General features: G+C 63.9%; 25 protein-coding genes and 6 tRNA genes. 12 read left to right on the top strand and 19 right to left on the bottom strand.

What is annotated here, in order from left to right; all coding sequences use genetic code 11:
* Positions 1-27: 27 nt before the first annotated feature.
* Positions 28-810 carry a PhzF family phenazine biosynthesis protein gene (locus tag APT59_RS08315; protein ID WP_059314414.1) on the bottom strand — a complete coding sequence of 261 codons (783 nt, stop codon included), beginning with the start codon at positions 808-810 and terminating at the stop codon, positions 28-30.
* Between the two features lie 294 nt (positions 811-1,104).
* On the opposite strand from APT59_RS08315, the gene APT59_RS08310 reads away from it, so the two are divergent.
* The 5 genes from APT59_RS08310 (at position 1,105) to metR (ending at position 7,147) form a co-directional block, all read left to right on the top strand.
* Positions 1,105-1,977 (top strand): MIP/aquaporin family protein, encoded by an 873-nt coding sequence (locus APT59_RS08310; protein ID WP_059314413.1) that lies wholly within the window; start codon positions 1,105-1,107, stop codon positions 1,975-1,977.
* 30 nt (positions 1,978-2,007) lie between these two features.
* A complete protein-coding gene (gene glpK, locus APT59_RS08305; RefSeq protein WP_059314412.1) occupies positions 2,008-3,516 on the top strand; it encodes a glycerol kinase GlpK in 1,509 nt (502 codons plus the stop codon).
* A gap of 117 nt (positions 3,517-3,633) precedes the next feature.
* Positions 3,634-4,398 carry a DeoR/GlpR family DNA-binding transcription regulator gene (locus APT59_RS08300; protein ID WP_059314411.1) on the top strand — a complete coding sequence of 255 codons (765 nt, stop codon included), beginning with the start codon at positions 3,634-3,636 and terminating at the stop codon, positions 4,396-4,398.
* A 152-nt stretch (positions 4,399-4,550) separates the two neighbouring features.
* Positions 4,551-6,080, top strand: coding sequence for a glycerol-3-phosphate dehydrogenase (glpD, locus tag APT59_RS08295; RefSeq protein ID WP_059314410.1), 1,530 nt, complete (start codon positions 4,551-4,553; stop codon positions 6,078-6,080).
* A gap of 149 nt (positions 6,081-6,229) precedes the next feature.
* Positions 6,230-7,147, top strand: a complete 918-nt coding sequence (metR, locus tag APT59_RS08290) for a transcriptional regulator MetR (RefSeq protein WP_059316852.1) — start codon at positions 6,230-6,232, stop codon at positions 7,145-7,147.
* A gap of 23 nt (positions 7,148-7,170) precedes the next feature.
* Here the strand turns inward: metR and APT59_RS08285 are convergent, their stop codons facing one another.
* Positions 7,171-7,431: a type B 50S ribosomal protein L31 gene (locus APT59_RS08285; RefSeq protein WP_059314409.1), complete on the bottom strand. Its 261-nt coding sequence runs from the start codon at positions 7,429-7,431 to the stop codon at positions 7,171-7,173.
* Between the two features lie 393 nt (positions 7,432-7,824).
* On the opposite strand from APT59_RS08285, the gene APT59_RS08280 reads away from it, so the two are divergent.
* Genes APT59_RS08280 through APT59_RS08265 form a run of 4 tightly spaced genes read left to right on the top strand, consistent with a single transcriptional unit; the run spans position 7,825 to position 12,819 of the window.
* Positions 7,825-9,597, top strand: coding sequence for an N-acetylglutaminylglutamine amidotransferase (locus APT59_RS08280; RefSeq protein ID WP_059314408.1), 1,773 nt, complete (start codon positions 7,825-7,827; stop codon positions 9,595-9,597).
* Positions 9,598-9,610: 13 nt separating this feature from the next.
* Positions 9,611-11,350 (top strand): N-acetylglutaminylglutamine synthetase, encoded by a 1,740-nt coding sequence (ngg, locus tag APT59_RS08275; RefSeq protein WP_059314407.1) that lies wholly within the window; start codon positions 9,611-9,613, stop codon positions 11,348-11,350.
* A complete protein-coding gene (locus tag APT59_RS08270) occupies positions 11,347-12,534 on the top strand; it encodes an osmoprotectant NAGGN system M42 family peptidase (RefSeq protein ID WP_059314406.1) in 1,188 nt (395 codons plus the stop codon). The genes ngg and APT59_RS08270 overlap by 4 nt, the downstream gene beginning before the upstream one ends.
* A gap of 54 nt (positions 12,535-12,588) precedes the next feature.
* The gene (locus APT59_RS08265; RefSeq protein WP_007162735.1) at positions 12,589-12,819 is read left to right on the top strand and encodes a YheU family protein; all 231 of its coding nucleotides are present in this window, start codon (positions 12,589-12,591) and stop codon (positions 12,817-12,819) included.
* 15 nt (positions 12,820-12,834) lie between these two features.
* On the opposite strand, the gene APT59_RS08260 is transcribed toward APT59_RS08265, so the two are convergent.
* From APT59_RS08260 to APT59_RS08205, 13 genes are all read right to left on the bottom strand, one after another.
* A complete protein-coding gene (locus APT59_RS08260) occupies positions 12,835-13,164 on the bottom strand; it encodes a YnfA family protein (RefSeq protein ID WP_059314405.1) in 330 nt (109 codons plus the stop codon).
* Positions 13,158-14,300 carry a GNAT family N-acetyltransferase gene (locus tag APT59_RS08255; protein ID WP_059314404.1) on the bottom strand — a complete coding sequence of 381 codons (1,143 nt, stop codon included), beginning with the start codon at positions 14,298-14,300 and terminating at the stop codon, positions 13,158-13,160. The genes APT59_RS08260 and APT59_RS08255 overlap by 7 nt, the downstream gene beginning before the upstream one ends.
* Before the next feature lie 133 nt (positions 14,301-14,433).
* Positions 14,434-14,509: transfer RNA gene (locus APT59_RS08250), tRNA-Glu, on the bottom strand.
* A gap of 34 nt (positions 14,510-14,543) precedes the next feature.
* Positions 14,544-14,619: transfer RNA gene (locus APT59_RS08245), tRNA-Ala, on the bottom strand.
* A 40-nt stretch (positions 14,620-14,659) separates the two neighbouring features.
* Positions 14,660-14,735 (bottom strand) — tRNA-Glu (locus tag APT59_RS08240).
* Positions 14,736-14,769: 34 nt separating this feature from the next.
* Positions 14,770-14,845: transfer RNA gene (locus APT59_RS08235), tRNA-Ala, on the bottom strand.
* 40 nt (positions 14,846-14,885) lie between these two features.
* Positions 14,886-14,961 (bottom strand) — tRNA-Glu (locus APT59_RS08230).
* Between the two features lie 41 nt (positions 14,962-15,002).
* A tRNA-Ala gene (locus APT59_RS08225) sits at positions 15,003-15,078 on the bottom strand.
* 99 nt (positions 15,079-15,177) lie between these two features.
* Entirely contained in the window at positions 15,178-16,056 is an 879-nt protein-coding gene (locus APT59_RS08220; protein WP_082696307.1) for a ParB/Srx family N-terminal domain-containing protein, read from the bottom strand.
* 70 nt (positions 16,057-16,126) lie between these two features.
* The gene (locus APT59_RS08215) at positions 16,127-17,248 is read right to left on the bottom strand and encodes a beta-ketoacyl-ACP synthase III (protein ID WP_059314402.1); all 1,122 of its coding nucleotides are present in this window, start codon (positions 17,246-17,248) and stop codon (positions 16,127-16,129) included.
* A gap of 72 nt (positions 17,249-17,320) precedes the next feature.
* Positions 17,321-18,310 carry a DctP family TRAP transporter solute-binding subunit gene (locus tag APT59_RS08210; protein ID WP_059314401.1) on the bottom strand — a complete coding sequence of 330 codons (990 nt, stop codon included), beginning with the start codon at positions 18,308-18,310 and terminating at the stop codon, positions 17,321-17,323.
* Between the two features lie 185 nt (positions 18,311-18,495).
* Positions 18,496-18,627 carry a hypothetical protein gene (locus tag APT59_RS22765; RefSeq protein WP_257721112.1) on the bottom strand — a complete coding sequence of 44 codons (132 nt, stop codon included), beginning with the start codon at positions 18,625-18,627 and terminating at the stop codon, positions 18,496-18,498.
* A gap of 61 nt (positions 18,628-18,688) precedes the next feature.
* On the bottom strand, positions 18,689-18,928 hold the full coding sequence (locus APT59_RS08205) for a DUF2789 domain-containing protein (RefSeq protein ID WP_017641794.1): 240 nt from the start codon (positions 18,926-18,928) through the stop codon (positions 18,689-18,691).
* 141 nt (positions 18,929-19,069) lie between these two features.
* On the opposite strand from APT59_RS08205, the gene cprA reads away from it, so the two are divergent.
* Positions 19,070-20,221 (top strand): cationic peptide resistance protein CprA, encoded by a 1,152-nt coding sequence (cprA, locus tag APT59_RS08200; protein ID WP_059314400.1) that lies wholly within the window; start codon positions 19,070-19,072, stop codon positions 20,219-20,221.
* Positions 20,222-20,273: 52 nt separating this feature from the next.
* Here the strand turns inward: cprA and APT59_RS08195 are convergent, their stop codons facing one another.
* Entirely contained in the window at positions 20,274-21,212 is a 939-nt protein-coding gene (locus APT59_RS08195; protein ID WP_082696306.1) for a bestrophin family protein, read from the bottom strand.
* Positions 21,213-21,471: 259 nt separating this feature from the next.
* On the opposite strand from APT59_RS08195, the gene APT59_RS08190 reads away from it, so the two are divergent.
* Positions 21,472-22,101, top strand: a complete 630-nt coding sequence (locus APT59_RS08190; RefSeq protein WP_059314399.1) for a DsbA family oxidoreductase — start codon at positions 21,472-21,474, stop codon at positions 22,099-22,101.
* Between the two features lie 4 nt (positions 22,102-22,105).
* On the opposite strand, the gene def is transcribed toward APT59_RS08190, so the two are convergent.
* Complete coding sequence (gene def, locus APT59_RS08185; protein WP_059314398.1) at positions 22,106-22,645, bottom strand: peptide deformylase; 540 nt, start codon at positions 22,643-22,645, stop codon at positions 22,106-22,108.
* Between the two features lie 58 nt (positions 22,646-22,703).
* Here def and APT59_RS08180 point away from each other — a divergent pair, with 58 nt between their 5' ends.
* The gene (locus APT59_RS08180) at positions 22,704-23,894 is read left to right on the top strand and encodes a serine hydrolase domain-containing protein (RefSeq protein WP_059314397.1); all 1,191 of its coding nucleotides are present in this window, start codon (positions 22,704-22,706) and stop codon (positions 23,892-23,894) included.
* Here the strand turns inward: APT59_RS08180 and APT59_RS08175 are convergent.
* Both APT59_RS08175 and APT59_RS08170 read right to left on the bottom strand, forming a co-directional pair.
* Positions 23,885-24,718, bottom strand: coding sequence for a hypothetical protein (locus APT59_RS08175; protein WP_059314396.1), 834 nt, complete (start codon positions 24,716-24,718; stop codon positions 23,885-23,887). The two genes, APT59_RS08180 and APT59_RS08175, sit on opposite strands and share 10 nt — an antisense overlap.
* A gap of 3 nt (positions 24,719-24,721) precedes the next feature.
* On the bottom strand, positions 24,722-25,624 hold the full coding sequence (locus APT59_RS08170) for a response regulator (RefSeq protein WP_059314395.1): 903 nt from the start codon (positions 25,622-25,624) through the stop codon (positions 24,722-24,724).
* Positions 25,625-26,169 lie beyond the last annotated feature (545 nt).

Genomic DNA, 26,169 nt, shown 5'->3' with positions numbered 1-26,169 from the left:
ATGCGCCAGGCATCCGAGGCGGCCGGTTCACAGCAGCAGCTGGCCCCTGAATACGGTGACCGCGCGTCCGGCGATACTCACCCGGTCTCCGTCGAGCCGACACCAGAGCTGACCTCCCCGCGCCGAGAGCTGTTGTGCGGTAAGCATGCGCTTGGCCAGCCGTCGCGACCAATAGGGGATCAGGCTGCAATGGGCCGAGCCGGTGACCGGATCCTCGTCCACACCAACTGCCGGCGCGAAGAAGCGCGAGACGAAGTCGACGTCCCGCCCCCGGGCAGTGACGATGACGCCCTGCCAGGGCAGCCTGGCGATGGCGGTCAGGTCCGGCTTGCACTCGCGCACGGCCTCCTCCGACTCCAGCAGCACCAGCAGCTTGTCCGCCGCCAGGGCATCCACGGGCGAGACTCGCAGGGCTCGCTCCAGCTCAGGGGTCACACCCAGCTCCGAGGGGACCAGTGCCGGAAAATCGAGCGCCAGCAGCCCCTCGGCCTCGCGAAACACCCGTAACACACCGGACTGACTGATGAACTCCAGCCGATCGCCTGCTTCCCCATAGCTTTCGAACAGCACATGGGCAGCGGCCAGGGTGGCATGGCCGCACAGCGGCACCTCAACGCGCGGGGTGAACCAGCGGATCCGCCAGGTCTCGCCCTCACGCACCACGAAGGCGGTTTCCGATAGGTTGTGCTCGGTGGCGATCCGTTGCAGCAGATCGTCGGCAGGCCAGCTGTCTAGGCGGTACACGGCCGCAGGGTTGCCACGAAAGGGTTGATCGGTGAAGGCATCGACCTGGTGAAATTCTAGGGACATGCGCGCTACCTGGGCAGAAAGAAAGAACAGCAGGCGTGAGGTCGCGTAAGCACCTGGTCTCAGGCAGGCTCTGGCAGCGACATCATTACTTCAGACCTGATAACGGGCAGGTTGTCGCTCGGGCCTATATGACCAAAGTAGCAGGCGGCGTCGCATTGGCAATGAATTGTCGAACGTCGTCACTGTTTTTGCGCTCAGGAGCTTTGACAGTTTTCATATTTGAAATTAGATTTTCGGTTGCGAACAAATGGCTCTAGGGCCACCTATAAATACAACAACCATGAGGCTCCCCCCATGAGTACTCTTCTCGCTCCAACTCTACGCGGTCAATGCATCGCCGAATTCCTCGGTACTGCCCTGCTCATCTTCTTCGGTACCGGTTGCGTGGCGGCGGCGAAAGTCGGCGGTGCCACCCTTGGGCTGTGGGAAATCAGTATCATCTGGGGCGTCGGCGTGAGCATGGCGGTCTATCTGTCCGCCGGTGTTTCCGGTGCGCACCTGAGCCCGGCGGTCACCATCGCTCTCTGGTTGTTCGGTGGCTTCGAAAGACGCAAGGTTCCGGCCTACATCCTGGCCCAGGTCGCCGGTGCCTTCTGCGGCGCGGCGCTGGTCTACGGCCTCTACAGCAGCCTGTTTTTCGATTATGAACAGGCGCACCACATGGTCCGCGGCAGCCAGGCGAGCCTGGAGCTGGCCGGTGTCTTCTCGACCTATCCCCATCCGTCCCTGTCGGTCGGTCAGGCCTTCCTGGTCGAAGCCGTTATCACCGCCATTCTGCTGGCCATGATCATGGCCCTTACCGACGACGGCAACGGCCTGCCCCGCGGCCCTCTCGCGCCCCTGCTGATCGGCCTGCTGATCGCCGTGATCGGCGGTTCCATGGGCCCGCTGACCGGTTTCGCCATGAACCCAGCCCGGGATTTCGGGCCCAAGCTGATGACCTTCTTCGCGGGCTGGGGTGAGATCGCCTTCACCGGCGGCCGCGACATCCCCTACTTCCTGGTACCCATCTTCGGCCCCATCGTCGGTGCCTGCCTGGGCGCCGCTGGTTACAAGGCGCTGATCTGCCGTCACCTGCCCGGCCTGGCCTCGGGTGCCTGCGATGTTCCGGCCAAGGCCGAGGCAAGCTCCCGTACCGAAGTGAACTCCGCTTCCAAAGCGTCCTGATCGCCGCGAATCACAATAAGGAACACGACCATGACCGACCAGAACAAGCAGTACATCGTCGCGCTCGACCAGGGCACTACCAGCTCCCGCGCCATCGTCCTGGACCGCAACGCCAACGTGGTGACCATCGCCCAGCGCGAATTCGCGCAGATCTATCCGCAGGCCGGCTGGGTAGAACATGACCCGATGGAAATCTGGGCGACCCAGAGCGCCGTCTTCGTCGAGGCCCTGGCCCAGGCCAGCATTAGCAACGAGCAGATCGCGGCCATCGGCATCACCAACCAGCGCGAAACCGCCATCGTCTGGGACAAGACTACCGGCCGCCCAATCTACAACGCCATCGTCTGGCAGAGCCGCCAGAGCACCGCGATCTGCGACCAGCTCAAGCGTGATGGCATGGAAGACCATATCCGCAAGACCACGGGCCTGGTGATCGACCCCTACTTCTCGGGCACCAAGATCAAGTGGATCCTCGATCACGTGGAAGGCAGCCGCGAGCGCGCCCGCCGTGGCGAGTTGCTGTTCGGCACCGTGGACACCTGGTTGATCTGGAAGATGACCCAGGGCAAGGCCCATGTGACTGACTACACCAACGCCTCGCGCACCCTGCTGTTCGATATCCACAAGCGTGAGTGGGATGCCACCATGCTCGAGGTGCTGGATATCCCGCGCGAGATGCTGCCGGAGGTGAAGTCGTCTTCCGAGGTCTATGGGCATGCGCACCTGGGCAGCACCCAGACCACCGGCATCCCGATCGCCGGTATCGCCGGCGACCAGCAGGCAGCGCTGTTCGGCCAGATGTGCGTTGAGCCAGGCCAGGCCAAGAACACCTATGGCACCGGCTGCTTCCTGCTGATGAACACCGGGGAGAAGGCGGTGCAGTCCCAGCACGGCCTGCTGACCACCATCGCCTGCGGTCCCCGCGGCGAGGTCAACTATGCCCTGGAAGGCGCCATCTTCAACGGCGGCTCCACCGTGCAATGGCTGCGCGACGAACTCAAGGTGATCAACGATTCCCTGGACTCCGAGTACTTCGCCACCAAGGTGACCGATAGCAACGGCGTCTACCTGGTCCCGGCCTTCACCGGTCTGGGCGCGCCCTACTGGGACCCCTATGCCCGGGGCGCCCTGTTCGGCCTGACCCGCGGCGTCAAGGTGGATCACATCATCCGCGCCACCTTGGAATCCATTGCCTTCCAGACCCGCGACGTACTGGACGCCATGCAGCAGGACGCCGGTGAAGCCCTGAAGTCGCTGCGCGTGGACGGTGGCGCTACCGCCAACAACTTCCTCATGCAGTTCCAGGCGGACGTGCTCGGCACTCGCGTCGAGCGGCCGGAAATGAAGGAGACCACCGCCCTGGGCGCGGCCTACCTCGCCGGCCTCGCTACCGGCTTCTGGAGCAGCCTGGACGAGTTGCGCAGCAAGAGCACCATCGAGCGGGTCTTCGAACCGGCCTGCGATCCGAGCAAGAGAGACACCCTGTACAAGGGCTGGAAGAAAGCCGTCGAGCGGACCCGCGGTTGGGCACTCGACTGACAGCGAAACGACCGGCGTCTTCCGACGCCGGTCTTGCTTTACGCGACAAGCGCTTTCCACTATGAACGACCTACGGCATCCTCTGTGAATTTACTCGATCACCTCAAGGAAGCCGTAATGAGCCTGGCGCCCCGCCAACAGCAGATTCTCGAACTGGTTCGTGAGCGTGGCTACGTCAGCATCGAAGAGCTGGCCCAGCACTTCTCCGTTACTCCCCAGACGATCCGCCGCGACATCAATCAGCTCGCCGAAGCCGGCCTGCTGCGACGCTACCATGGCGGCGCCGCCCATGATTCCAGCGTGGAAAATACCGAATACAGCATGAGGGCCGGTCAGATGCGTGAGGAAAAGCGCCTGATCGCCGAAGCCGTGGCCGCCGCCGTACCCGACCACGCCTCGCTGTTCATCAACATCGGTACCACCACCGAGGCCATCGCCCATGCCCTGCTCGGGCATCGCAGCCTCAAGATCATCACCAACAACCTCCATGTGGCCAACATCCTCAGCGCCAAGGACGATTTCGACGTCCTCATCGCCAGCGGCAAGGTACGCAGCGACGGTGGCGTGGTGGGTCAGGCTACCGCTGACTTCATCAAGCAGTTCAAGGTCGACTACGCCCTGGTTGGCATCAGCGGCATCGACGAGGACGGCACCCTGCTGGATTTCGACTATCAGGAAGTCTGCGTCTCCCAGGCCATCATCCATAACGCCCGCCAGGTGTTTCTCGCCGCCGACTCCAGCAAATTTGGTCGCAACGCCATGATTCGACTGGGCAGCCTCGAACAGATAGACCAGCTCTTCACCGAGCAGGAACCCTCGCCCGCCTTCGCTCGCTGCCTGCGCGAGTGGCAGGTCAAGGTGGAAGTGGCACGCTCGCGCTAGTCCGAGGGGCGACCATTCGTCGCCTCACCCTCCTCAATATTCGTTTTTTTTCGTTTTAGCGGTCTGAAGACACAGGCTTGGCTAGAACCTGTGTTTTTGCTGGGCTATTATGTTCGAAACCGAATAATTATGTTCGTTTCACAGGAGGCATCATGGCCCAGGCATCCACTGCAACTCCCCGGACTTACGATCTCGCCGTCATCGGTGGTGGTATCAATGGCGTAGGCATTGCGGCCGATGCAGCGGGTCGTGGACTGTCGGTGTTTCTTTGTGAACGCGACGATCTGGCGAGTCACACCTCTTCCGCCAGCAGCAAGCTGATCCACGGTGGCCTCCGCTATCTGGAACACCACGAATTCCGCCTGGTGCGCGAAGCCCTGGCTGAGCGCGAGGTGTTGCTGGCCAAGGCGCCGCACATCGTCAAGCCCATGCGCTTCGTCCTGCCGCACCGCCCGCACCTGCGGCCGGCCTGGATGATCCGTGCTGGCCTCTTCCTTTATGACCACCTGGGCAAGCGGGAAAAGCTGCCGGGCTCCCGTGGTCTCAAGTTCGACGCACAAGGACCGCTCAAGGCCGAGATCAAGCGCGGCTTCGAATATTCCGATTGCTGGGTGGACGATGCGCGCCTGGTGGTGCTCAACGCCATGCAGGCGCGCGACAAGGGTGCCGACATCGTGACCCGTACCCGTTGCGTCAGCGCCCGCCGGGTTGACGGTCATTGGGACGTCGAGATCGAGGGCCCTCAGGGCCGTCGGCAGATTCGTGCCAAGGCGCTGGTGAACGCGGCAGGCCCCTGGGTCGCCAGCTTCATTCGCCAGGACCTGCAGCAGAAGTCGCCCTATGGCATCCGCCTGATCCAGGGCAGCCATGTCATCGTGCCCAAGCTGTATGAAGGCGACCAGGCCTACATCATGCAGAACGAAGACCGCCGCATCGTCTTCGCTATCCCCTACCTGGGCCAGTACACCATGGTCGGCACCACGGATCGCGAATACCAGGGCGACCCGGCCAAGGTGACCATCACCGATCAGGAAATCGACTATGTGCTGGGCGTGGCCAATGCTCACTTCCGCAAGCAACTTAGCCGTGACGACGTCCTGCACACCTTCTCTGGTGTCCGTCCGCTGTGCGACGACGAGTCGGACAATCCTTCCGCCATCACCCGCGACTACACCCTGTCGCTGGCTGAAGAACAGGGCGCGCCACTGCTGTCGGTATTCGGTGGCAAGCTGACCACCTACCGCAAGCTCGCCGAGTCGGCGATGGCGCAGCTGCAGCCCTTCTTCCCCAAGCTAGGCAACAGCTGGACAGCCTCCGCACCGCTGCCCGGTGGCGAAAACATGACCACGCCGCAGGCGCTGACTCGTGAATTGCTGGACAAGGTCAGTGGCCTGACGCCTGCCCTGGCGCAGCGCTGGGCGACCACCTACGGCAGTCGCGTCTGGACCCTGCTGGGTGATTCGCGCTCGGTCGAGGACCTAGGTGCGGTGCTGGGCGCTGATCTCCATGTGCGCGAGGTGGAATACCTGCAACGCCACGAGTGGGTCACCAGTGCCGATGACGTACTCTGGCGACGGACCAAGCTGGGCCTGGTATTCACCGATGCCGAGCGGGCTGCGCTGGAAGACTTCCTCGCGCATTCAGAACCGGCCCAAGCCGCAAAAGACAGTAACGCCGCCTGAAGAAGCCTGTCCCTGAGCGGGCTATCCGCTCAGGGATCGACATGTTTTTCCACGGCGCTAGACACTGCAACAGCTCGCCGAGCACGGTAGAGCATAGGCAGCACCATGAAAAGTCTTCATGATGCGCCTTTATGTCCAGTGCCAGCGCCATGTTCGAAATTCGCCACCTGAAAACCCTGCATGCTCTCCGCGAATCCTCCAGCCTGGTGGAAGCAGCGGAGCGTCTGCACCTGACCCAATCCGCCCTCTCCCATCAGTTCAAGGAACTGGAAGAGCGCCTGGGTACCCCCCTGTTCATTCGCAAGACCAAGCCCATCCGCTTCACCAGTGCCGGCCTGCGGCTGCTGCAGACCGCCGATGCGGTATTGCCCCACTTGCGCAGTGCCGAGCGAGACCTCGCACGATTGGTGGGCGGAACGGCGGGACGGCTGCATATGGCCATCGAATGCCACAGCTGCTTTCAGTGGCTGATGCCCACCATCGATCAATTTCGTGATTCCTGGCCGGAAGTGGAGCTGGACCTGGCCTCCGGTTTCTCCTTCGCCCCCTTGCCCGCCCTGGCCCGAGGCGATCTGGATCTGGTGGTGACAGCCGATCCGGTGGATCTTTCGGGCGTCACCTACGTGCCGCTGTTCACCTACGAAGCCCTGCTGGCGGTGGCCAACCAACACCCACTGGCACAGCGTCCCTTCATCGTGCCCGGGGATCTCGCTCAGGAGACCCAGATCACCTATCCGGTGGAACGCGATCGCTTGGATATCTTCACCCGCTTTCTCGATCCGGCCGATGTCGAGCCGCTGTCGATTCGCACGGCGGAAATGACGGTGATGATGCTGCAACTGGTGGCGTCGGGTCGCGGGGTCTGCTGTTTGCCCAACTGGGCGATCCACGAATACAGCTCACGCGGCTATGTCACGGCGCGCCGACTGGGAGAGAAGGGACTCTATGCGACGCTCTATGCGGCGATCCGCGAAGACATGCTGGAGGCGCCCTTCATGCAGGATTTCCTGCTGACCGCCAAGGACACCTCCTTCGCCACCCTCGAAGGGGTCAGCAGCGCGCGCTGAGCCGGCGCGCTGCCCGTGGGACGCTACTTGCTGTTGCCACCCGGAAAGCCGGCGAACTTCTTGTTGAAGCTCGAGACGCGGCCTTCGACCTTCATCTGACGCTGCTCGCCGGTGTAGATCGGGTGGGACGCGCTGGACACGTCGAGGCTGATATAGGGATAGGTCTGACCTTCGTATTCCTGGGTGCGGTCGCTCTCGGCGGTGGAGCGAATCAGGAAATAGGTGTCCGACGTGGTGTCGTGGAACAGCACAGGACGGTAGTTGGGATGGATACCGGGTCTCATGAAGGCTCTCCTGATCTGGAGCACCGATGACAGGATGTCTTCGGCACATTAAAGATACATTATAACATATTGAAGCCGATCCGGCAGCCCCACCTGTGACGGTGGCGGCAGCCACGGCCATTCGCATGGAACCATCCGCCGTGCCCGGGGCTCGTAACCTGAGGCCCTGACCGGCGGCACCCCACCCTCTCTGAGACCTGCTGTCGGTCGATGCGTGCGTTCAGACCTGGAGCGCCAGACAGACGACCTGTCCGCTCCACGCCTCCCACACGCACAGCGCCATTGCATTGGCTTCTCAAGGATTGCGAGAAGTCCACACGCATTGGATGCGCACGCCGGGTTCGGGATTGAACTCACCGCGCCGCATCCCAAGGATTCAAGAGGCACAGAACCATGTGCGGCATCGCCGGAGAGCTTCGTTTCGATCAACAACCCGCAGCCATCAGCGTGGTGGAGCGCATTACCCACCGCCTCGAACAGCGCGGACCCGATGCCTGGGGCTTCCACAGCCAGGGACCGGTCGCCCTGGGCCATCGCCGGCTGAAGATCATGGATCTGGCGGAAGCTTCGGGCCAACCCATGATCGAGCCGGAACTGGGTCTGTCCATGGTGTTCAACGGCGCCATCTACAACTATCCGGAACTGCGTACCGAGCTGGAAGCCAAGGGTTATAGCTTTTATTCCGGGGGTGACACCGAAATCCTGCTCAAGGCTTATCACGCCTGGGGCAAGGATATGCTGCCCAAGCTCAACGGCATGTTCGCCTTCGCCATCTGGGAGCGAGACAGCGGTCGGCTATTCATCGCCCGGGATCGCCTGGGTATCAAGCCGCTGTATCTGTCGTTCACCGACAAGCGCCTGAGATTCGCCTCCAGCCTGCCTGCCCTGCTGGAAGCCGGCGACGTCGACACAAGCATCGATCCGGTCGCGCTCAACCACTACCTGAACTTCCATGCCGTGGTGCCAGCGCCGCGCACCATCCTGAAGGGCGTGCAGAAGCTGCCGCCAGCGACCTGGATGACCGTGGATGCCTCGGGCCAGCAGCATCAGGAGACCTGGTGGAACCTGGACTACGGCCCCCGTGAAGAGGAGCGCCGCTACACCCTGGACGATTGGGCCGAACGGGTCCTGCATGGCCTCAAGGATGCCGTCGCGGTCCGCCAACGCGCCGCGCGCGAGGTGGGCGTATTGCTGTCGGGGGGCGTGGATTCCAGCCTGCTGGTCGGCCTGCTGCACGACTCGGGCGTCAAGGACCTGCTGACCTTCTCCATCGGCTTCGAGGATGCCGGTGGCGAACGTGGTGACGAATTCCAGTACTCCGATCTGATAGCCAATCACTACGGCACTCGCCACCATCAACTGCGCATCGCCGAAGACGAGATCATCCAGCAGCTGCCGCGTGCCTTCTCGGCCATGAGCGAGCCCATGGTGAGCCACGATTGCATCGCCTTCTACCTGCTCTCCCGTGAGGTCTCCAAGCACTGCAAGGTGGTCCAGAGCGGTCAGGGCGCGGACGAACTCTTCGCCGGCTACCACTGGTATCCCCAGGTGCATGGCGCCGCCGACCCCTTCGCCGCCTACCGCGCCGCCTTCTTCGACCGCGACTACGCCCAGTACGCCGCCACCGTGCAGGCGGGTGTACGCCTGGAGGGAGACGCCGCCGAAGCCTTCGTCCGTCAGCACTTCGCCAAGCCGGGCGCCAGCGCCGGGGTCGACAAGGCCCTGCGCCTGGACAGCACCGTGATGCTGGTGGATGACCCGGTCAAGCGGGTCGACAACATGACCATGGCCTGGGGCCTGGAAGCTCGGGTGCCCTTCCTCGACTATCGCCTGGCCGAACTCTCGGCACGCATTCCCGCCGAGTTCAAACTGGGCGACGGCGGCAAGCAGGTACTCAAGGCCGCCGCGCGCAAGGTTATCCCTCAGAAGGTGATCGACCGACCCAAGGGGTATTTCCCGGTGCCGGGCCTCAAGCACCTGGAAGGCAACACCCTGACCTGGGTACGCGAGCTGCTGCTGGATCCCAGCCAGGATCGCGGTTTGTTCGACACCGCCGAGATCGATCGCCTGCTGACCAATCCGGCCGATCGCATCACGCCCCTGCGTGGTTCCAAGCTCTGGCAACTCGCCGCGCTCAACCTCTGGATGAGCGAACACGGACTGTGAGGGTGCACAAGGCATGAAAGCGACCAGCTACAACCAGCGCCTCCAGCGTGCCCAGACGCCCTCCTACGAACGGCTGCAGGCACGCCTGGCGGAAGGCGACCATCCGACCTCCCAGCCGCTCTGCCTTCATTGCGGCTGGGGACGGCTGCTCGTCGGCCATACCTATCCCGACCCCGCCAGTCTGGCCAAGGAGCTGCTCAACGAGACGCCGGGCGAGCGCGATATCGCGCTCTATGTGGCCGCACCGCACCAGGTGCTGGCCCAGGCGCCACAGCAGCTGTTTCTCGATCCTAGCGATACCCTGCGGGTCTGGTTCAGCGACTATCGCCCGGCGCGCCGGATCTATCGCGGCTTTCGTATCCGCCGCGCCTGCTCCGCGCAAGACTGGAACGAGATCAACCGACTCTATCAGCAACGACACATGCTGCCCGTCGACACCGAGCGGCTGACGCCCCGGCACAAGGGCGGTCCGGTCTACTGGCTGGCGGAAGACGACGACAGCGGCGCCATCATCGGCTCGGTGATGGGCCTCAGTCACGTCAAGGCCTTCCGGGATCCGGATGGCGGCTCCTCGCTGTGGTGCCTGGCGGTCTCGCCCGAGTGCAGCCGGCCTGGGGTCGGCGAGGCGCTGGTTCGCCACCTGATCGAACACTATGCCAGCCGCGGCCTAGCCTACCTGGACCTGTCGGTGCTGCATGACAACCTGCAAGCCAAGCGACTCTACGACAAGCTGGGTTTCCGTCAGCTGCAGACCTTCGCCATCAAGTGCAAGAACGGCATCAATCAGACGCTGTTCCTCGGCCCCGGCCCTGCCGCCGAGCTGAATCCCTATGCACGGATCATTGTCGACGAAGCCCTGCGGCGTGGCATCGAGGTGCAGGTGGACGATGCCGAAGGGGGTCTTTTCACCTTGATCCAGGGCAACAGGCGCATTCGTTGCCGCGAATCCCTCACCGATCTCACCTCCGCTGTGACCATGACCCTCTGCGCCGACAAGGTGCTGACCAGTCGCACCCTGGCCCGTGCCGGGCTGAAGGTACCGGAGCAGCAACTGGCTGGCAGCGAGGAAGACAACACTGCCTTTCTGGAAAAGCATGGCGCCCTGGTGGTCAAGCCGGTCAATGGCGAACAAGGCAAGGGCGTGGCCGTGGATATCCGCGACGCCGAGCACCTTGCCACCGCCATCCAGGCGGCGCAGCGCCATGACGATCGCGTGCTGCTGGAAAGCTTTCACCAGGGCCTCGATCTGCGCGTGGTGGTCATTGGCCACGAAGTAGTGGCTGCCGCCATCCGCCGCCCGGCGGAAATCGTCGGCGATGGCCAGCATAGCGTCAGGGACCTGATCGAAGCCCAGAGCCGCCGCCGCCAGGCAGCTACCGGCGGCGAGTCGCGCATCCCGATGGACGAGGAAACCGAGCGCGCCATCCGCGGCGCCGGTCACGACTGGGACAGCGTGCTGCCCGCCGGCACCCACCTGGCCGTGCGCAAGACGGCCAATCTGCACACTGGCGGCATCCTGGAGGACGTCACCGATAGCCTGCATCCGGTGCTCGCCGACGCGGCCATCCAGGCCGCGCGCGCATTGGACATCCCCGTCACCGGCATGGACCTGCTGGTCCCCGCCGCCGACTCACCCGACTACGTCATCATCGAAGCCAACGAACGTCCGGGCCTGGCCAATCACGAGCCACGCCCCACCGCCGAGCGCTTCATCGACCTGTTGTTCCCGCTATCCCGGGAGGTTCCGCTATGAATCGATTGCCTGAACCGGATCTGGATTACCTGCGCAAGGTCCTGCTGGACCTGCTGGCGATTCCCAGCCCCACCGGTTTCACCGACACCATCGTCATGTACGTCGCCGAGCGGCTCAACGAACTCGACATCCCCTTCGAGCTCACGCGGCGTGGCACCATCCGCGCCACCATCAAGGGCCACAAGGAGAGTCCGGACCGGGCGGTCTCCGCGCACCTGGACACCATTGGTGCCATCGTCCGCGAGATCAAGGACAACGGTCGCCTGGGCCTGGCGGCCGTGGGCCACTGGTCCAGCCGCTTCGCTGAAGGCAGTCGGGTCAGCCTGTTCACTGACGATGGCACCCTGAGAGGCAGCGTATTGCCGCTCCTGGCCTCCGGCCATGCCTTCAATACCGAGATCGACAAGATGCCGGTGACCTGGGATCACATCGAGCTACGCCTCGATGCCGTGACCAAGAGCCGCCACGAGACCGAGCAGCTGGGCGTGCAGGTCGGCGACTTCGTCGCCTTCGATCCGCTGCCGGAATTCACCGACAGCGGCTACATCAGCTCGCGCCATCTGGACGACAAGGCGGGCGTGGCTGCCCTGCTCACCGCCTTGAAGATGCTCAAGGAAACCGGCCAGACCCCACCCATCGACTGCCATCCGCTGTTCACCATCACCGAAGAAGTGGGCTCAGGGGCTGCCGGTGCCCTGCCCTGGGACGTCAGCGAATTCGTCGGTATCGACATCGCCCCGGTCGCGCCGGGTCAGAGGTCCGACGAGCATCGGGTCAGCGTCGCCATGCAGGACTCCGCGGGCCCCTACGACTATCACCTGTCGCGGCACCTGCTACGCCTGGCGCAACGCAATGACATCCCGGTCCGGCGCGACCTGTTCCGCTACTACTACAGCGACGCCCACTCGGCGATCAGCTCCGGCCAGGACGTACGGGTCGCCCTGCTCGCCTTTGGCTGCGATGCCACCCACGGCTACGAGCGCACCCATATCGTCAGCCTGGCGGCGCTCAGTCAGCTGCTGACCGGCTACATGCTTAGCCCACCGGTGTTCGACAGCGATGCCCAGCCCGCCGACAGCTCGCTGGACCGCTTTGGTCATCAGCTGCTGCCGGAGGACACCCAGATGGACAACCAGACGCATCTGCCGCCCCTGGAAGAGGTCGTCGGCGACAGCAGCAAATAGCGTTCGACTATCGCGCCTGGGGTATCCTGGGCGCCTTTTTCCAGGCACCTCTCCATGATCATCCCCCACGACCAGCTCGCTGCCGCCACCCTCGACAACCTGCTGGAAGACTTCGTTACCCGCGACGGCACCGACAACGGTGACGAAACGCCCCTGGCGACCCGCACCCAGCGCGCCCGGCGCGCCCTGGAAACCGGCGAAGCCGTCATCCTCTTCGATCCGGACAGTGCTCTGTGCCAGCTGGTGCTAAGGCGCGATGTGCCCCCCGAGCTGCTCGACGACTAGGGTCCTACCGACCGCCTAGGCGCTGCCCCGCGGCGCCAGCAGGATCACCAGCGCCCCCGCTACGCAGAGCAAGCCACCCGCCAGGTCCGTCCAGGTCGGGCGAGTGCGCTCGACCAGCGCCAGCCAACCCAGCGAGGCCACTACATAGATGCCGCCATAGGCGGCATAGGCGCGACCGGCGTAGGCAGATTCGATACGGGTCAGCAGCAAGGCGAAGAGCACCAAGCTGGCGAGACCCGGGACTATCCACCAGGGACTGCGATCCAGACGCAGCCAGAGCCAGAAGGCGTAGCAGCCCGCGATCTCGAACAGCGCGGCCAGCAGGAACCAGAGATAGTTCAGCATGAGGCCGCGCCATCCTCCTGGCGGTAGGGCAAGGCTTCGGCGGCTTGTCGGGCATAAGCCTGGACCCCTGCTCGCTCCTGATCGAGAAACTCGGCCACGGCCGCTCTGAGCCCCGGATGCACCAAGTAGTGCCAGGAACGGGTCAGCGTAGGTTCGAAGCCGCGAATCAGCTTGTGCTCGCCCTGGGCGCCGGCATCGAAGCGCTGCAGTCCTTCGGCGATGGCGTACTCGATGCCCTGGTAGAAGCAGGTCTCGAAATGCAGCTGGTCGAATTCCTGCAGGCAGCCCCAGTAGCGACCATAGAGGGTGTCGCCGTCTCTCAGGTAGAAGGCCATGGCTACCGGCCGGCTGCCCTGGCGCACCAGCACCACACGAATGGCCTCGGGCAGCCGTTCCGCCAGCAGGCTGAAGAAGGCGCGCGTCAGATAGGGATCCTGGCCGCGCACCTCATAGGTATTGGCATAGCAGGCATAGACGAAGTCCCACTCCGCCTCGCTCAACTCATCGCCTTTGCGCCACGCGAAACTCACCCCCAGGCCAGCAACCTGATCGCGCTCCTTGCGCAACTGCTTGCGCTTGCGCGAGGTCAAGGCTGCGAGAAAATCGCCATAGTCGCGGTAGCCGCGATTATGCCAGTGGAACTGGCAACCGAGGCGGGCCAGCCAGCCATCGCGATCCTGCAGCACGGCATCGGCCTTGGGGTCAGTGAAGTTGACGTGCAGGCTGGAGAGCTCCAGACCGGCCAGGCTGCCCGTGGTGGCGTCGAGCAGGGTCGCGCAGGCGGCTGGCTCACCCAGCAGGCGCGCGCCTTGTACCGGCGAGAAGGGCACGGCGGCCAGCAGCTTGGGATAGTAGTCGATCCCGGCTCGGCGGCAGGCATCGGCCCAAGCCCAGTCGAAGACGTATTCGCCATAGGAGTGCGCCTTGAGATAGGCCGGCATCGCGGCGAGCAGCTGTCCCTGGGCATCCTTGAGGATCTGGTGCGCCGGCTGCCAGCCGGTCCCCTGCCCCAGGCTGCCACTGTCTTCCAGGGTGGAGAGGAATTCATGCCGCAGAAAGGGCTGGTCGTCCACCAGCAAACCGTTCCACTGCTCGGCAGACACCTGGGCCAGGCTGTAGAGATACTCGACGATCATCCCACTCCCCTTGCTTGGACTCGGCGTACAGGTCTAACACAATCAATGCCCTGACGGGCACCTGGGAAAGACCCTGGTGAATGGCTTTCGTGCGGACGAAAAAAAACCGCCGTGAGGCGGTTTCTTTCGAGTGTGGCGTCCCCTAGGGGACTCGAACCCCTGTTACCGCCGTGAAAGGGCGGTGTCCTAGGCCACTAGACGAAGGGGACGTTACCCTGGTGCGACCCTTGCGGATCACTAAATTGGTGGAGCTAGACGGGATCGAACCGTCGACCTCTTGCATGCCATGCAAGCGCTCTCCCAGCTGAGCTATAGCCCCAAGTACAGCATCTTGTCACGTCTGGGATACGTGACCGATATGGCGTCCCCTAGGGGACTCGAACCCCTGTTACCGCCGTGAAAGGGCGGTGTCCTAGGCCACTAGACGAAGGGGACGTTACCCTGGTGCGACCCTTGCGGATCACTAAATTGGTGGAGCTAGACGGGATCGAACCGTCGACCTCTTGCATGCCATGCAAGCGCTCTCCCAGCTGAGCTATAGCCCCAAGTACAGCATCTTGTCACGTCTGGGATACGTGACTGATATGGCGTCCCCTAGGGGACTCGAACCCCTGTTACCGCCGTGAAAGGGCGGTGTCCTAGGCCACTAGACGAAGGGGACGAAACCTTCTACCGATTTCCCCCGCAGGCGAAATCGAAATTTGGTGGAGCTAGACGGGATCGAACCGTCGACCTCTTGCATGCCATGCAAGCGCTCTCCCAGCTGAGCTATAGCCCCGTCGGTCAGGACGGTGCGCATGTTAAGAGGCCCGGCCTCCCCTGTCAACACCAAAGAGAAAAAAAGCTGCTAGTAACAGACACTTATGCCTTGAATCGGCTAGATCGCCCGGGACAGGGCCGCACGCTGGGCGCGGGCGGCCAGCAGGTAGGTGAACTTGCCATCGCTGGCAGAAAGCTTGCGCAGTACCTTCTTGTCCACCGCTCGGTAACCGCCCATCTCCAGCGCGGTACGCCCCGAACTGCCGATCAGCATGCCGGGGTTCGCCACCATCAACTTGGCCGCCTGCTCGACGAGCTTGGCGTAACGCTTGCGATCATCGAGATCGTAGCCCTGCAAGGGCAGCAGCATGCGCAGCCATTCGGCCCAGTAGAACTCCAGGAATTCCGACGGCAATACCCGACCGTCTGGAGTACGTGGCTTGTCGTAGCCGATCTGGCGCGTGAAATACACCAGGGCGCGATAGGGATCGTCCGCCATGGCGGTGAGCCCCAGAGATGCTGGGAGCTGTTCGGGCAGGATCGGCCGCCCCTGGGGATCCTTGAGCCAGGCCTTGCGTTCATCCAGCAGGCGAATCCAGAACTCCGCCATGGTCGCGGACGCACTGAAATCGTCGGTGACCCTGACCCATACCCAGGTCTCGGGGCCACCGCCGGGATGTTCCCAGAAGGCGGAAAAGGTGTGGTGGCCGTCGGTGAGATAGAGCTGCTGCTCCGGCCCTATGACGACGGTCTTCATTTCGTCCGGGTAGGTTCCGGGCGGCCTGGCGCCCAGGGTATCGCCTGCGGAACGCAGGCTGGTGCTGGGCTGGAATCCACCACTCAGGTGCTGGCCGTTGGCTTCACAGTAGTCGTCGAACAGCTTGCGCCGGTCGCAGGCGTACTTGCCAAGCTTGTACAGCACCTGGTCATGACCGATCGCGGGCTGGGTGGGGCGCAGCTGTCGCAGCTGTACCCGGAGCAGGCTTCCTGGCTGCACGGGGTTTCCCTTACTCAAGATGTCTTCCCAGGTCCGACAACGGTCATCCCGGGAAGACTCCTGCCGTCGATCAGACCTTGCGCAGAATCACGCTGCCGATGGAGTAGCCCGCACCGAAGGAGCTGAGTACGCCGAGGCTACCGCTGGCCAGATCCTCATGATGCAGATGCAGCGCGATGACCGAGCCTGCCGAGCTGGTGTTGCCATAGGTATCCAGGATGACCGGCGCCTCGTTGGCCTCAGGCTCGCGCCCCAGCAGGCGTTTGACGATGAGGTGGTTCATCGCCAGGTTGGCCTGGTGCAACCAGAAACGCGACACCCGCTCGACCGGAATGTCCAGCTCGGTGAGGTGGTTGGCGATCAGTTCGGCTACCAGCGGACAGACCTCCTTGAACACCTTGCGCCCTTCCTGGACGAACAGCTTGTCCGGATTGGTCATGCCCTCCTCCGCCGCGCGGTTGAGGAAGCCGAAGTTGTTGCGGATGTTGTTGGAGAACTGGGTGAACAGCCTGGTGCCCAGGATCTCGAAACGATGCGCCGAGATGGCCTGGTCGGCGCGTTCCACCACCAGGGCGGTGGCGGCATCGCCAAAGATGAAGTGGCTGTCGCGGTCACGGAAGTTGAGGTGGCCCGTGCAGATTTCCGGATCGATCACCAGTACCGCCCGGGCCTGGCCCAGTTGCACGGCGTTGGCGGCGGTCTGCAGGCCAAAGGTCGCCGATGAGCAGGCGACGTTCATGTCGAAGCCATAGCCCTGGATACCCAGGGCGGCCTGGACCTCGATGGCTACCGCCGGATAGGGGCGCTGCAGATTGGAGCAGGCAACGATGACACCGTCGATGTCGGCGGCGGTACGTCCCGCTCGTTCCAGGGCTTCGCGGGCCGCAGCGACGCCCATCTCGCAGAGGATCGAGGGTTCGTCATTGGTCCGTTCGGGGATGCGCGGCACCATGCGCGCCGGATCGAGAATGCCCGCCTTGTCGACCACATGGCGGCTGCGGATGCCGGAGGCCTTCTCGATGAAGGCGGCGCTGGATTCCGGCTGGGGCGCCAGGCTGCCCTGGGCGATGGCGTCGGCATGCTCGGCGTTCCACTGGCCGGCCCACTGGTTGAACGACGCGACCAGTTCGTCGTTGGAAATGCTTTCGGGCGGCGTATAGAGCCCACTACCGCTGATGACCGCGTGCTGCACGGCTATTCCTCTTGTTGTCGGGATGACGCCGTGCCAGTTTGCCGCAAATCCAGAGTGGACGCCCGTGCAATCTCAGCGCCGATTGGCCGCCTCGGCAGCCCGCAGGACGTCGCTGCCCACCTCGCCCTCGTATTTCTTGATCAGGGGCATTACGGCGGCGCGCCAGGCCTCGCGCTCGGCGGGCGTTGGCACCAGGATCTTGCTGGTGCCGGATGCCGTCACCCGCTCGCGGGCCTTGGCGTTGATGCCCTCCGCATCGCGGTTCACGGACTGGGTCACCTCGTCGAGGATCGCCTCCAAGTCGCTACGGATCTCGAAGGGCAGAGCGTTCCAGAAGCTGGTGTTGGTAATGAGCATATAGGTCAAGAAGCTGTGATTGTCCTCGACGATGTAGGGCTGCACGGTGTTGATCTTCTGCCCCAGCAGGTTCGACCAGGGATTCTCCGCGCCTTGCACCTTGCCGGTCCGCAAGGCGTCGTAGACCTGGGCGAACGGCAGCTGGACCGCCTCGGCGCCCAGCTGCTGGTAGTAGGCGGCGAGGACTTCGGAAGATTCGACGCGGAAGGTCAGGCCCTTGAGATCGGCAGGCGCGTGGATTTCCCGCGTGGCGGAAAGCTGACGGCCACCGTTGTTCCAATAGGCCAACCCGGTGATGCCGTGGGTGACCAGGCTGCCCAGCAGTTCACGGCTCTTGTCACGGCGCTGGAAGCGCTTGACCGCCTCCAGGTTGTCGAACAGATAGGGGAGATCGTAGACCCTGAGCGCCTTGGACAACGCATTCAGCTTGGAGACCGAAGGGGCCAGCATCTGCACCCGGTTGCTGCGCAAGGCCTCCAGTTCGTCGGCGTCGCCTACCAGGGTGGAGCTGGGATAGACCTCGACCTTGACCTTGCCGGCCAGACGCTCCTGCACCAGCTTCTGGAACTGCAACGCACCGCGCCCCTTGGGCGTGTCGTCCGTGACCACATGGGCGAACTTGATGACGATGGGGTCGGCGACGGCCAGCGGCGCGGCCAGCGCGAGCAACGACCCGGCCAGGGTGGCGAGAAAGGTCTTGATCATGGGATTCCCTGCGATGAACGATCCATTGGGCCGCTTCCGTGCCCCGTCGCAGTGCGCATGCGACGCGGTCACCTTAGCAGTCACAAGGCGAATGACTGGTCAGCGGAGGGAAGTGGCACGACGAATGTGCAAGAAAGCAGGATCAGGGGTAGGAACAGCGCCGTCGAAACGGCGCCAGGCATCCATCAGGGCGAAATAGGATCACTTGCGGGAAAGGTTTCCTCGACGGATTCGTCGAGCTGCTCTTCGCTTACCTCGTCTTCATCGTCGGCGACGGGCGGATCGTTCGGCTGCTGCTGGGCATAGACGGCGTTCATGGCAAATCTCCAGACGCGGAAAGGGAAGGACTACAGAGCCGAAAGGACTCGGCCCTGTACGTTAGTCATGGCGATGCAGGCGGACGTTCAGCTCGTCGACGATCGGTGCCCAATCGGCATCTTCCATGATCTCGTCCTTCAGGAACGCCTTTTGCGACGGTGACCAGAAATCGGCTTCCGAGACCTTCACCTCGTCAGGCAGCGGTGAATGGCTGGCGATGAAAGCATCGATGGCAGCCGGATCGGAATCCAGGCCCAGTTGCTCGAAAAGGGTCGTCAGGTCGTGAACGGGAAGTTCCATAGGGGTCTCCAGACAGGTATCGGTCGGTAAAGGCAAGCATCTAGAAAGACGCCAGCCTTGAGGGGTTCCCCGGCCTTAATAAATCCTTCAGCGACGTACCTTAAGGTTACGCCCACGTTCACCCTACCAGGGCCCTCCCCAATGTCGCTTCCCGTCTCCTCCATCCAGTTCACCGCCCCGCAGCGCCGTATCCTCGTCACCGGAGCCACCGGCTTTCTCGGCGGCGCCGTCACCCTGCGCCTGTTGGAGCTGGGACATATCGAAGGCCTGAGATTCCTCGTCCGCGCCGCTACCCAGGCGGAAGGCCTGGAGCGCCTGCTGCAGAACCTGCGCATGCACGACGTCGACGAACATCTGGCCGCCCGGCTGCAACCCGAGCAAATCCTCTGCGGCGATCTGCTCGATACCCAGTGGATCGAGGCCGCCAGGCCCCAGCTGCTGGCGCTGGACGAGGTCATCAACTGCGCGGCAGTGGCCTCCTTCTCGCGCAATCCCAAGATCTGGCCGGTCAATGTCGAAGGCACCTTCGCCCTGGCCGAGGCCTGCGCCCAGTCCCGTCGCTTGAAACGCTTCCTGCATGTCAGCACCGCCATGGCCTGCGGCCCCCAGCGCGAATCGCCGGTCGCCGAGACCTGGGACTTTCCCGAGCCGGACCAGCAGTTGGTGGACTACACCGCGTCCAAGGCGGCCATCGAACTGAAGTTGCGCAATGAGTTGCCGCTGCTGCCGCTGGTGGTGGCGCGCCCCTCCATCGTCGTGGGCCACCGCCGTTCGGGCTGCAAGGCCTCGGGAAGTATCTTCTGGGTATTCCGCATGGGCTTCGCCCTGGAGCGCTTCACCTGCGGCCTCGATGAACAGATCGATGTCATCCCGGTGGACTACTGCGCCGAAGCCTTGGTGGAACTGGCACTGAAGCCCAAGCTGAGCTACAGCCTGTACCACATCTCCGCGGGTAATGCGGGCGCCTGCACCTTTGGCGAGATCGACGAGGCCTATGCCGGTGCCATGGGTGATGCCCCGGTGGGCGATCGTTATCGGCAGGTGGACAGTGCCGACCTCAAGGAACTGGCCGCGGACTTCAACGAACGCATCGGCCCGGCCAATCCGCGCCTGGTGCTGCGCGCGCTCAAGCTGTACGGCGGCTTCGCCGACCTGAACTACCTGTTCGACAATCAGCGCCTGCTCGACGAAGGCATCGCTGCCCCGCCGCGCTTCACCGACTACCTGGACGTCTGCGTGCACTCCTCGCGGGACATCAGCATCCCCGCGCAGATGCAGTGGGACTTCAAGTAGAGCGCCGGTTCGGGCACCCGGCCGTACTGGCCGCCGGGTGCCGTCCAGGCCGTCAGACGGAATCCCTCTCCGGCGAATTCATCCGCGAATCCCGCACGATCTCGCTGACCGAGGCGTAACCGCCACGGGCATCGCGCAGCATGGTGCGCAGATTGCCTTCGATGGTGTTGCAGATGGTGCCCATGGTGATCTGGTGCCGACTGCGCTGGAAGGGGTTCTGCAGATCGGTGCCGACCTTTTCCATCGCCAGGAAGATGAAACCCACCACCGTGGAGGCCAGCGGCGTGTACCACTCCAGACTTTCCACCAGGCCGATGGGCATCAGCACGCAGAACAGAAAGATGAACAGCCGCGGGAAGTTCACATAGGGATAGGGCAAGGGCGTATTGGCGATCCGCTCCATGCCGCCCTGCCAGTTGGACATGTCGACGAAGGTGGCCTCGAGACGCTCCAGGCGAATGCTGTCCAGCCGACCGGCGCGATACTCCAGGGCGATCAGGCTGGAGGAACCGCTGAGGATGGCGTTGGCGAAGTTGTTGGTCTCCTTGCGCATCGCCCACTCCTCCTTGCCCAGGTAGGTACGTACCTCCTTGGGCAAGGGATCCCCGCTGAGCTGGCAGGCCAGGCAGCGGACATAAGCAAGGTGGCGCTCGATGAGGACCGTCTTGATGGCGTTGAAGTGTTCGTCGCCGTCGTCGATGAGCGTCAGCGCCTGCCGGGTAAAGCTGCGTGAGCTGTTGACCATGCCGCCCCAGAGGGTGCGCGCCTCCCACCAGCGCTGATAGGCACTGGTGTTGCGGAAGCTGGTCAGCACGATCAGCGCCGAGCCGATCAGGGTCAGCGGGATGCTGGGCAGTTGCGCCCGCTGATCGACGAAGATCATGTAGTCGACGGTGATAGCGATGTCCCACAGCAGAAGCCAGAACACCGACCAGCCGACGTAGGAGAAGGTCTGCCGAAGGAATGTCAGTTTGCGGTCGAAAAAACCCAAGGTGATAGCCCTTAGCGCGTGAAAGAAGAGGTGCAGCGATACGAACCTGAGCGCCGAGACTGGTTCAAGGCAAGCCTCTGGATCGCGGAGCGCCACCCACTTCACGCAATTGAGCGGCGGGAATTCGGTTTCCAGATATGAAGAACAACCGACAGGACGGTGCTCGGCGCCTGCCTGTCTGGTTCGGAAAATCCATCATCGCCGAACATCCGCGCCTGCTCGCGGTCCGACGGACACCATGCCCTTCCGGAGCACTGCCATGACCGCCACCCCGAGCGTTCGTCTGGATGTCTGGAGCGACTACGTCTGCCCCTTCTGCTATCTGGAACTGCCCCAGCTGGCGCGCCTGCAGGAGGAGTTCGGCGACAGCCTTGCCATCGAATGGCATGCCTTCGAACTACGCCCCGACCCCACCCCCACCCTCGACCCCGCGGGCGACTACCTGCGCCGGACCTGGGATCGCGCGGTCTACCCCATGGCCGCCGAGTACGGCATGGTGCTGCGCCTGCCGCCGGTACAACCGCGCAGCCGCCTGGCCTTGGAAGCGGCGGAGTTCGCGCGCGACCACGACCGCTTCGACGCCTTCCACCTCGCGGTCTTCCAGGCCTTCTTCGAAGAGGGTCGCGATATCGGTGACCTGGAGGTCCTGCTCGATCTGGCACGCCGCAACGGGCTCGACAGCGAGGCACTCAAGGCCAGCCTCGCCCGTGGCGAGCATACCGATGTGGTGCTGCACGCCGAGGATCGCGCCGAAGCCCTGGGCATCACCGCCGTGCCGACCCTGCTGCTCAGATCCGCACGAGCCCCTATCGAAGAAGCCCAGGCGCTGGACGGGGCAGTGCCCTTCGCCCAGCTCGCGGCGGCCGTGCGGGCGCAGCTGGACGCCTGAGCGCCTAGCGCTGGGCAGCCGGCGTCAGCTCGGGAAAGAGCACCTCGGTGAAGCCGAAGCGGGCGAAGTCCTGGATGCGCGATGGGTAGAGACGACCGATCAGATGGTCGTACTCATGCAGCACCACCCGCGCATGGAAGCCCTCCGCCTCCCGCTCCACCGGGCGGCCGTCACCGTCCACGCCGCGATAGCGAATTCGCCGCGGCCGCGGCACCTCGCCGCGCAGACCCGGAATCGACAGGCACCCCTCCCAGCCCAGCTCTTCGCTGGCATCGAGCACCTCGATATGCGGATTGATCAAGACCTGCAGCGGCACGGGCGGGGCATCGGGGTAGCGGGCGTTGCGTTCGAAGCCGAAGACCATGAGCTGCAGGTCCTCCCCGATCTGCGGCGCGGCCAGACCAACGCCTCCGGCGGCGGCCATGGTGTCGAACATGTCCTGGATCAGCCCATGCAGCTCGGCCGAGCCGAGGCGCGCGGCAGCCACCGGCGGCGCCACCCGTAGCAGTCGGGGATCACCCATCTTCAAAATGTCGCGAATCATGCGAGGATTCCTTCTTTGGCCGGTCCAGCCGCCGGCATCCGTCAGGAGCTTAAACCAGATGTCTTCCCTACTGCTCGCCAGCGCCCTCGGTCTCGGCCTCAGCGTTCCCCTCGCCCAGGCCGAGGACGCCGCGCTCGCCGCCCGCCTGGATCCGATCCTGGAGCGCGCCATCGCCCAGCAACGCATCGTCGGCACCGTGGTCATGGTCGCTCGCCAGGGACGGGTGGTGTATCACCGCGCGGCCGGCTTCGCCGACCGTGAGGCCGGCCGCGCCATGCAGCAAGACCAGCTGTTCCGCTTCGCCTCCCTCACCAAGCCGGTGGTGGCCGTCACGGCACTCCGCCTGGCGGACCAGGGCCAGCTGGACCTGCAGGCTCCCGTCAGTCGCTACCTGCCCTACTTCACCACGCGCCTGGCCGACGGCACGCCGGCCGTGCCCACCCTGGCGCAGCTGCTCAGCCATACCTCCGGGCTGCACTACGGCTTTGGCGAAGAGCGGGATGGTCCCTATCACCAAGCCGGAGTATCCGACGGCCTCGATGGCGCTACCCTGACCCTGGAAGAGAATCTAAGGCGCCTGGCGGGCGTGCCGCTGGACTTCGGCCCCGGCAGCCACTGGCGCTACTCCCTTGGCCTGGACGTGATGGGTGGTGTGATCGCCGCCGCGACAGGGCTGCCGCTGCCCGCCGTGGTCCAGCGCGAGGTATCGGCACCGCTCGCGCTGCAGGATCTGACCTTCCACGTCACCGACCCCGCGCGCCTGGCGACCGCCTATCGCGACGGCTATCCACGCCCCGAACCCATGAGCGAGCCCTATCTGCTGCCGCTGCCCAAGGGCGGCATCCTCTATTCCCCGGCGCGCGCCCTTTCGGCGAACGCCTTCGCCTCGGGCGGTGGCGGCATGCAAGGAAGCGCAGGTGACTATCTGGCCTTCCTGGAGGCACTCCGCCAGGGCAAGCTGCTGCAACCAGCCAGTCAACGGCTGTTCATGGAAGATCAGATCCCAGGGCTGCAACGCGAAGACGCCCCTGGCTGGGGGTTCAGCCTGGGCGCGGCGGTGCTGCGCGATGCCCGGCTGGCGAAGACACCGCAGACGCCTGGCACCCTGCAGTGGGGTGGCGTCTACGGCAACGCCTGGTTCATCGACCCGGCGCGCGAATTGAGCGTGGTGATCCTGACCAATACGGCGATCGCCGGCATGAGCGGGCCCTTCCCCGACGCCATCCGCGATGCCCTCTATCAGGACTGACTGACGGCTAGCCTGGCCTGTAACGCGCGCAACTGCTCCTGCAGTGCGGCATGCTCGCGCTGCAGGGCCTGGTAGTTGTCGGTGACCGCATCGGTGTCGATGAATACCTGCTCGATGAACTCCTTCTCCACCAAGGTCCGCGACAACTTCGCGCGTTCTTCTTCGAGGCTTTCACGCAGGGTTTCCAGCTCCTCCTGCAATCGTCCATCCCCCTCCGGCGCAGCGGCCGGGGCCAGCTGCTGCCGCTGGCGCAGCAGCTCTTCGCCGAGCCGCTGCACCTTGGTCTTGAGCTGATCGCGCTCGCGGCGCATTTCCAGCAGGGCTCCCTGGACCCGATCGTGGTCGAGACTCAGGCGCTGCAACTTCGCCTCCGCACCGCGCATTTCGCGATTCTGCACGTGCAGGTTGCTGATCAGCTTGTGTGCTCGATCCAGCTTGGACTTGAGATCGTCCAGCCTGAACTCCAGATTCTCGCGGTGGGACAGCAGGTCGTCGATATAGGGCTGGTTGGTCTTCTTCCAGTCCGGGTAGTCATCGCCCTCGACCCCGTCGAGGCGGCCCACCAGGTCCAGGCTGTCGCTCATGGCCTGGCCCAGGGGTTCGACATCCGCTTGCCGCGCATCGTCAATCAGGCTGGCCGCGGTCTCGGCCTGGCTACCGAGTGCCAGGGACTCGCCGGGCTCGGCGGTCTCCTCGTCCTCGGTCACCGCTACGGGGGGTGGAAAGAGCCGTTGCCAGAGCAGCGTCATGACCAGGGCGATGAGCAATACGTTGGACAGGGTGACCAGCAGGAAACCCCATTCGACGAAGCGCGAGTCGTCCATTCCCTAGCTCAGCAGGAAGGCGATGAAACCGTCGCCGAGTTCGGGAAAGGACAGGCTGAAATCGGCTCGACCGTTGTTTTGCCGCCAGAGGCTGTAGAGCTTCTCGAAAGGCTTCTGCACCAGGTGGCTGGTACTGAGCACCAGCGGTGCGCCACCCTTGCCGGCGGAGATCATGCCGTTGAGGTCCGCCAGAAAGGCGGTAGCGTTCTCGTAGATCTCCCGACTCAGGGTCCCGCTGGCGATGGCGGCATGGATGGCGCCGGGAGCAAGGCCCGCGAGGGACCCGCCGAGAATACAGGCCGCGTTGAGATCCAGCAGACACACCGCTTCCAGCGCCTTGCTCTGCGGATGGCCATAGATGCCAATCACATAGGGCAAGGCCAGGCGGTCGACCGGAATCGGGGCCATGGGCTCGATCTGGCAAGCGATGGACGACCGGCCGAGCAATTGGCGAATACTTTGTGGATCAGGCTTGAAGCGGGTCGGCATCGGCAGGCTCTCGCGACCGGAGGATCCGATGGCCTGTTCGGCACTGGCGCCATCCTGGAGCACCGTGAGCACCGCCTGCTGCAAGGTGTCCTGGGTAAAGGGCTTGGTGACGACGAAGGCCGCGCCATTGCGGTAGGCCTCCTGGATGTTGCGCGCCGAGGACTCGGTGGTGACAAAGCCCACATGGATATCGGCCCCCACCCGCTGGCGGATCGCCTGGAGCAGTTCTAGGCCACTCATGCCGGGCATGTGCCAGTCGGTGAGCACCAGATTCGGCGTCCAGTTCTTCAGCAGGGCCAGAGCCTCACTACCGGTGGACGCGACCCGCAACTCGATATCCTTGTAGCCCGTACTGACCAGAATGCGCTTGATGATGGTCTGGACCGCTCGACTGTCGTCTACTACGAGGAACTTCATGCTTCATCCCTGAGTTGTGGGCACCCGGCTATCCCTTCTTGGACATACGCCTCGGCTGCAGGCTTGAATCACGCGCCCGATGTCATTTGGCCAGTAACCGCCGAACGGCGGGATTCCTGCGATAGCTCGGCATCGGCGCAGGAAAGGCGATCTCCTATGACGGGAAATGGCAATTCCAGCATCGCGCAATACAGCCTTAGAAGCTCTAGCTTGCGGGTTTCAACCTTATTATCCGCTTCGACCAGACAGAGCAACCCCTCCAGGACCAGGGTGCGTGCCGCTACGCTGAGTGGGCCTGCTGGCGCACCAGCATCACCGCCTGCAACGTCTCGCGCTCATGACGTAGAGAGCCTTTACCGCCTCTACCAGATTGGGATCAGGTCGTGACGGCGCGTCAGCTGGACATCGATCTGGATAAAGGCGCTGCGGCAAGCGTTACGTACCGTGGATAGGGCGCTGTAGAGACAAGCCATAAGGACCGCCGCTCAGCGCGACGGATGCGCTGATTGGGAAGATGGCTGGTGAAGCACCGCCCGGGAAATCAC

Origin of the sequence: Pseudomonas oryzihabitans (assembly GCF_001518815.1) — a bacterium.
In the GTDB taxonomy this organism is placed as follows: Bacteria; Pseudomonadota; Gammaproteobacteria; order Pseudomonadales; family Pseudomonadaceae; genus Chryseomonas; species Chryseomonas oryzihabitans_E.
Note: the sequence above shows the minus strand (reverse complement) of the source record. Positions and strands in the feature narration are given on the sequence as shown.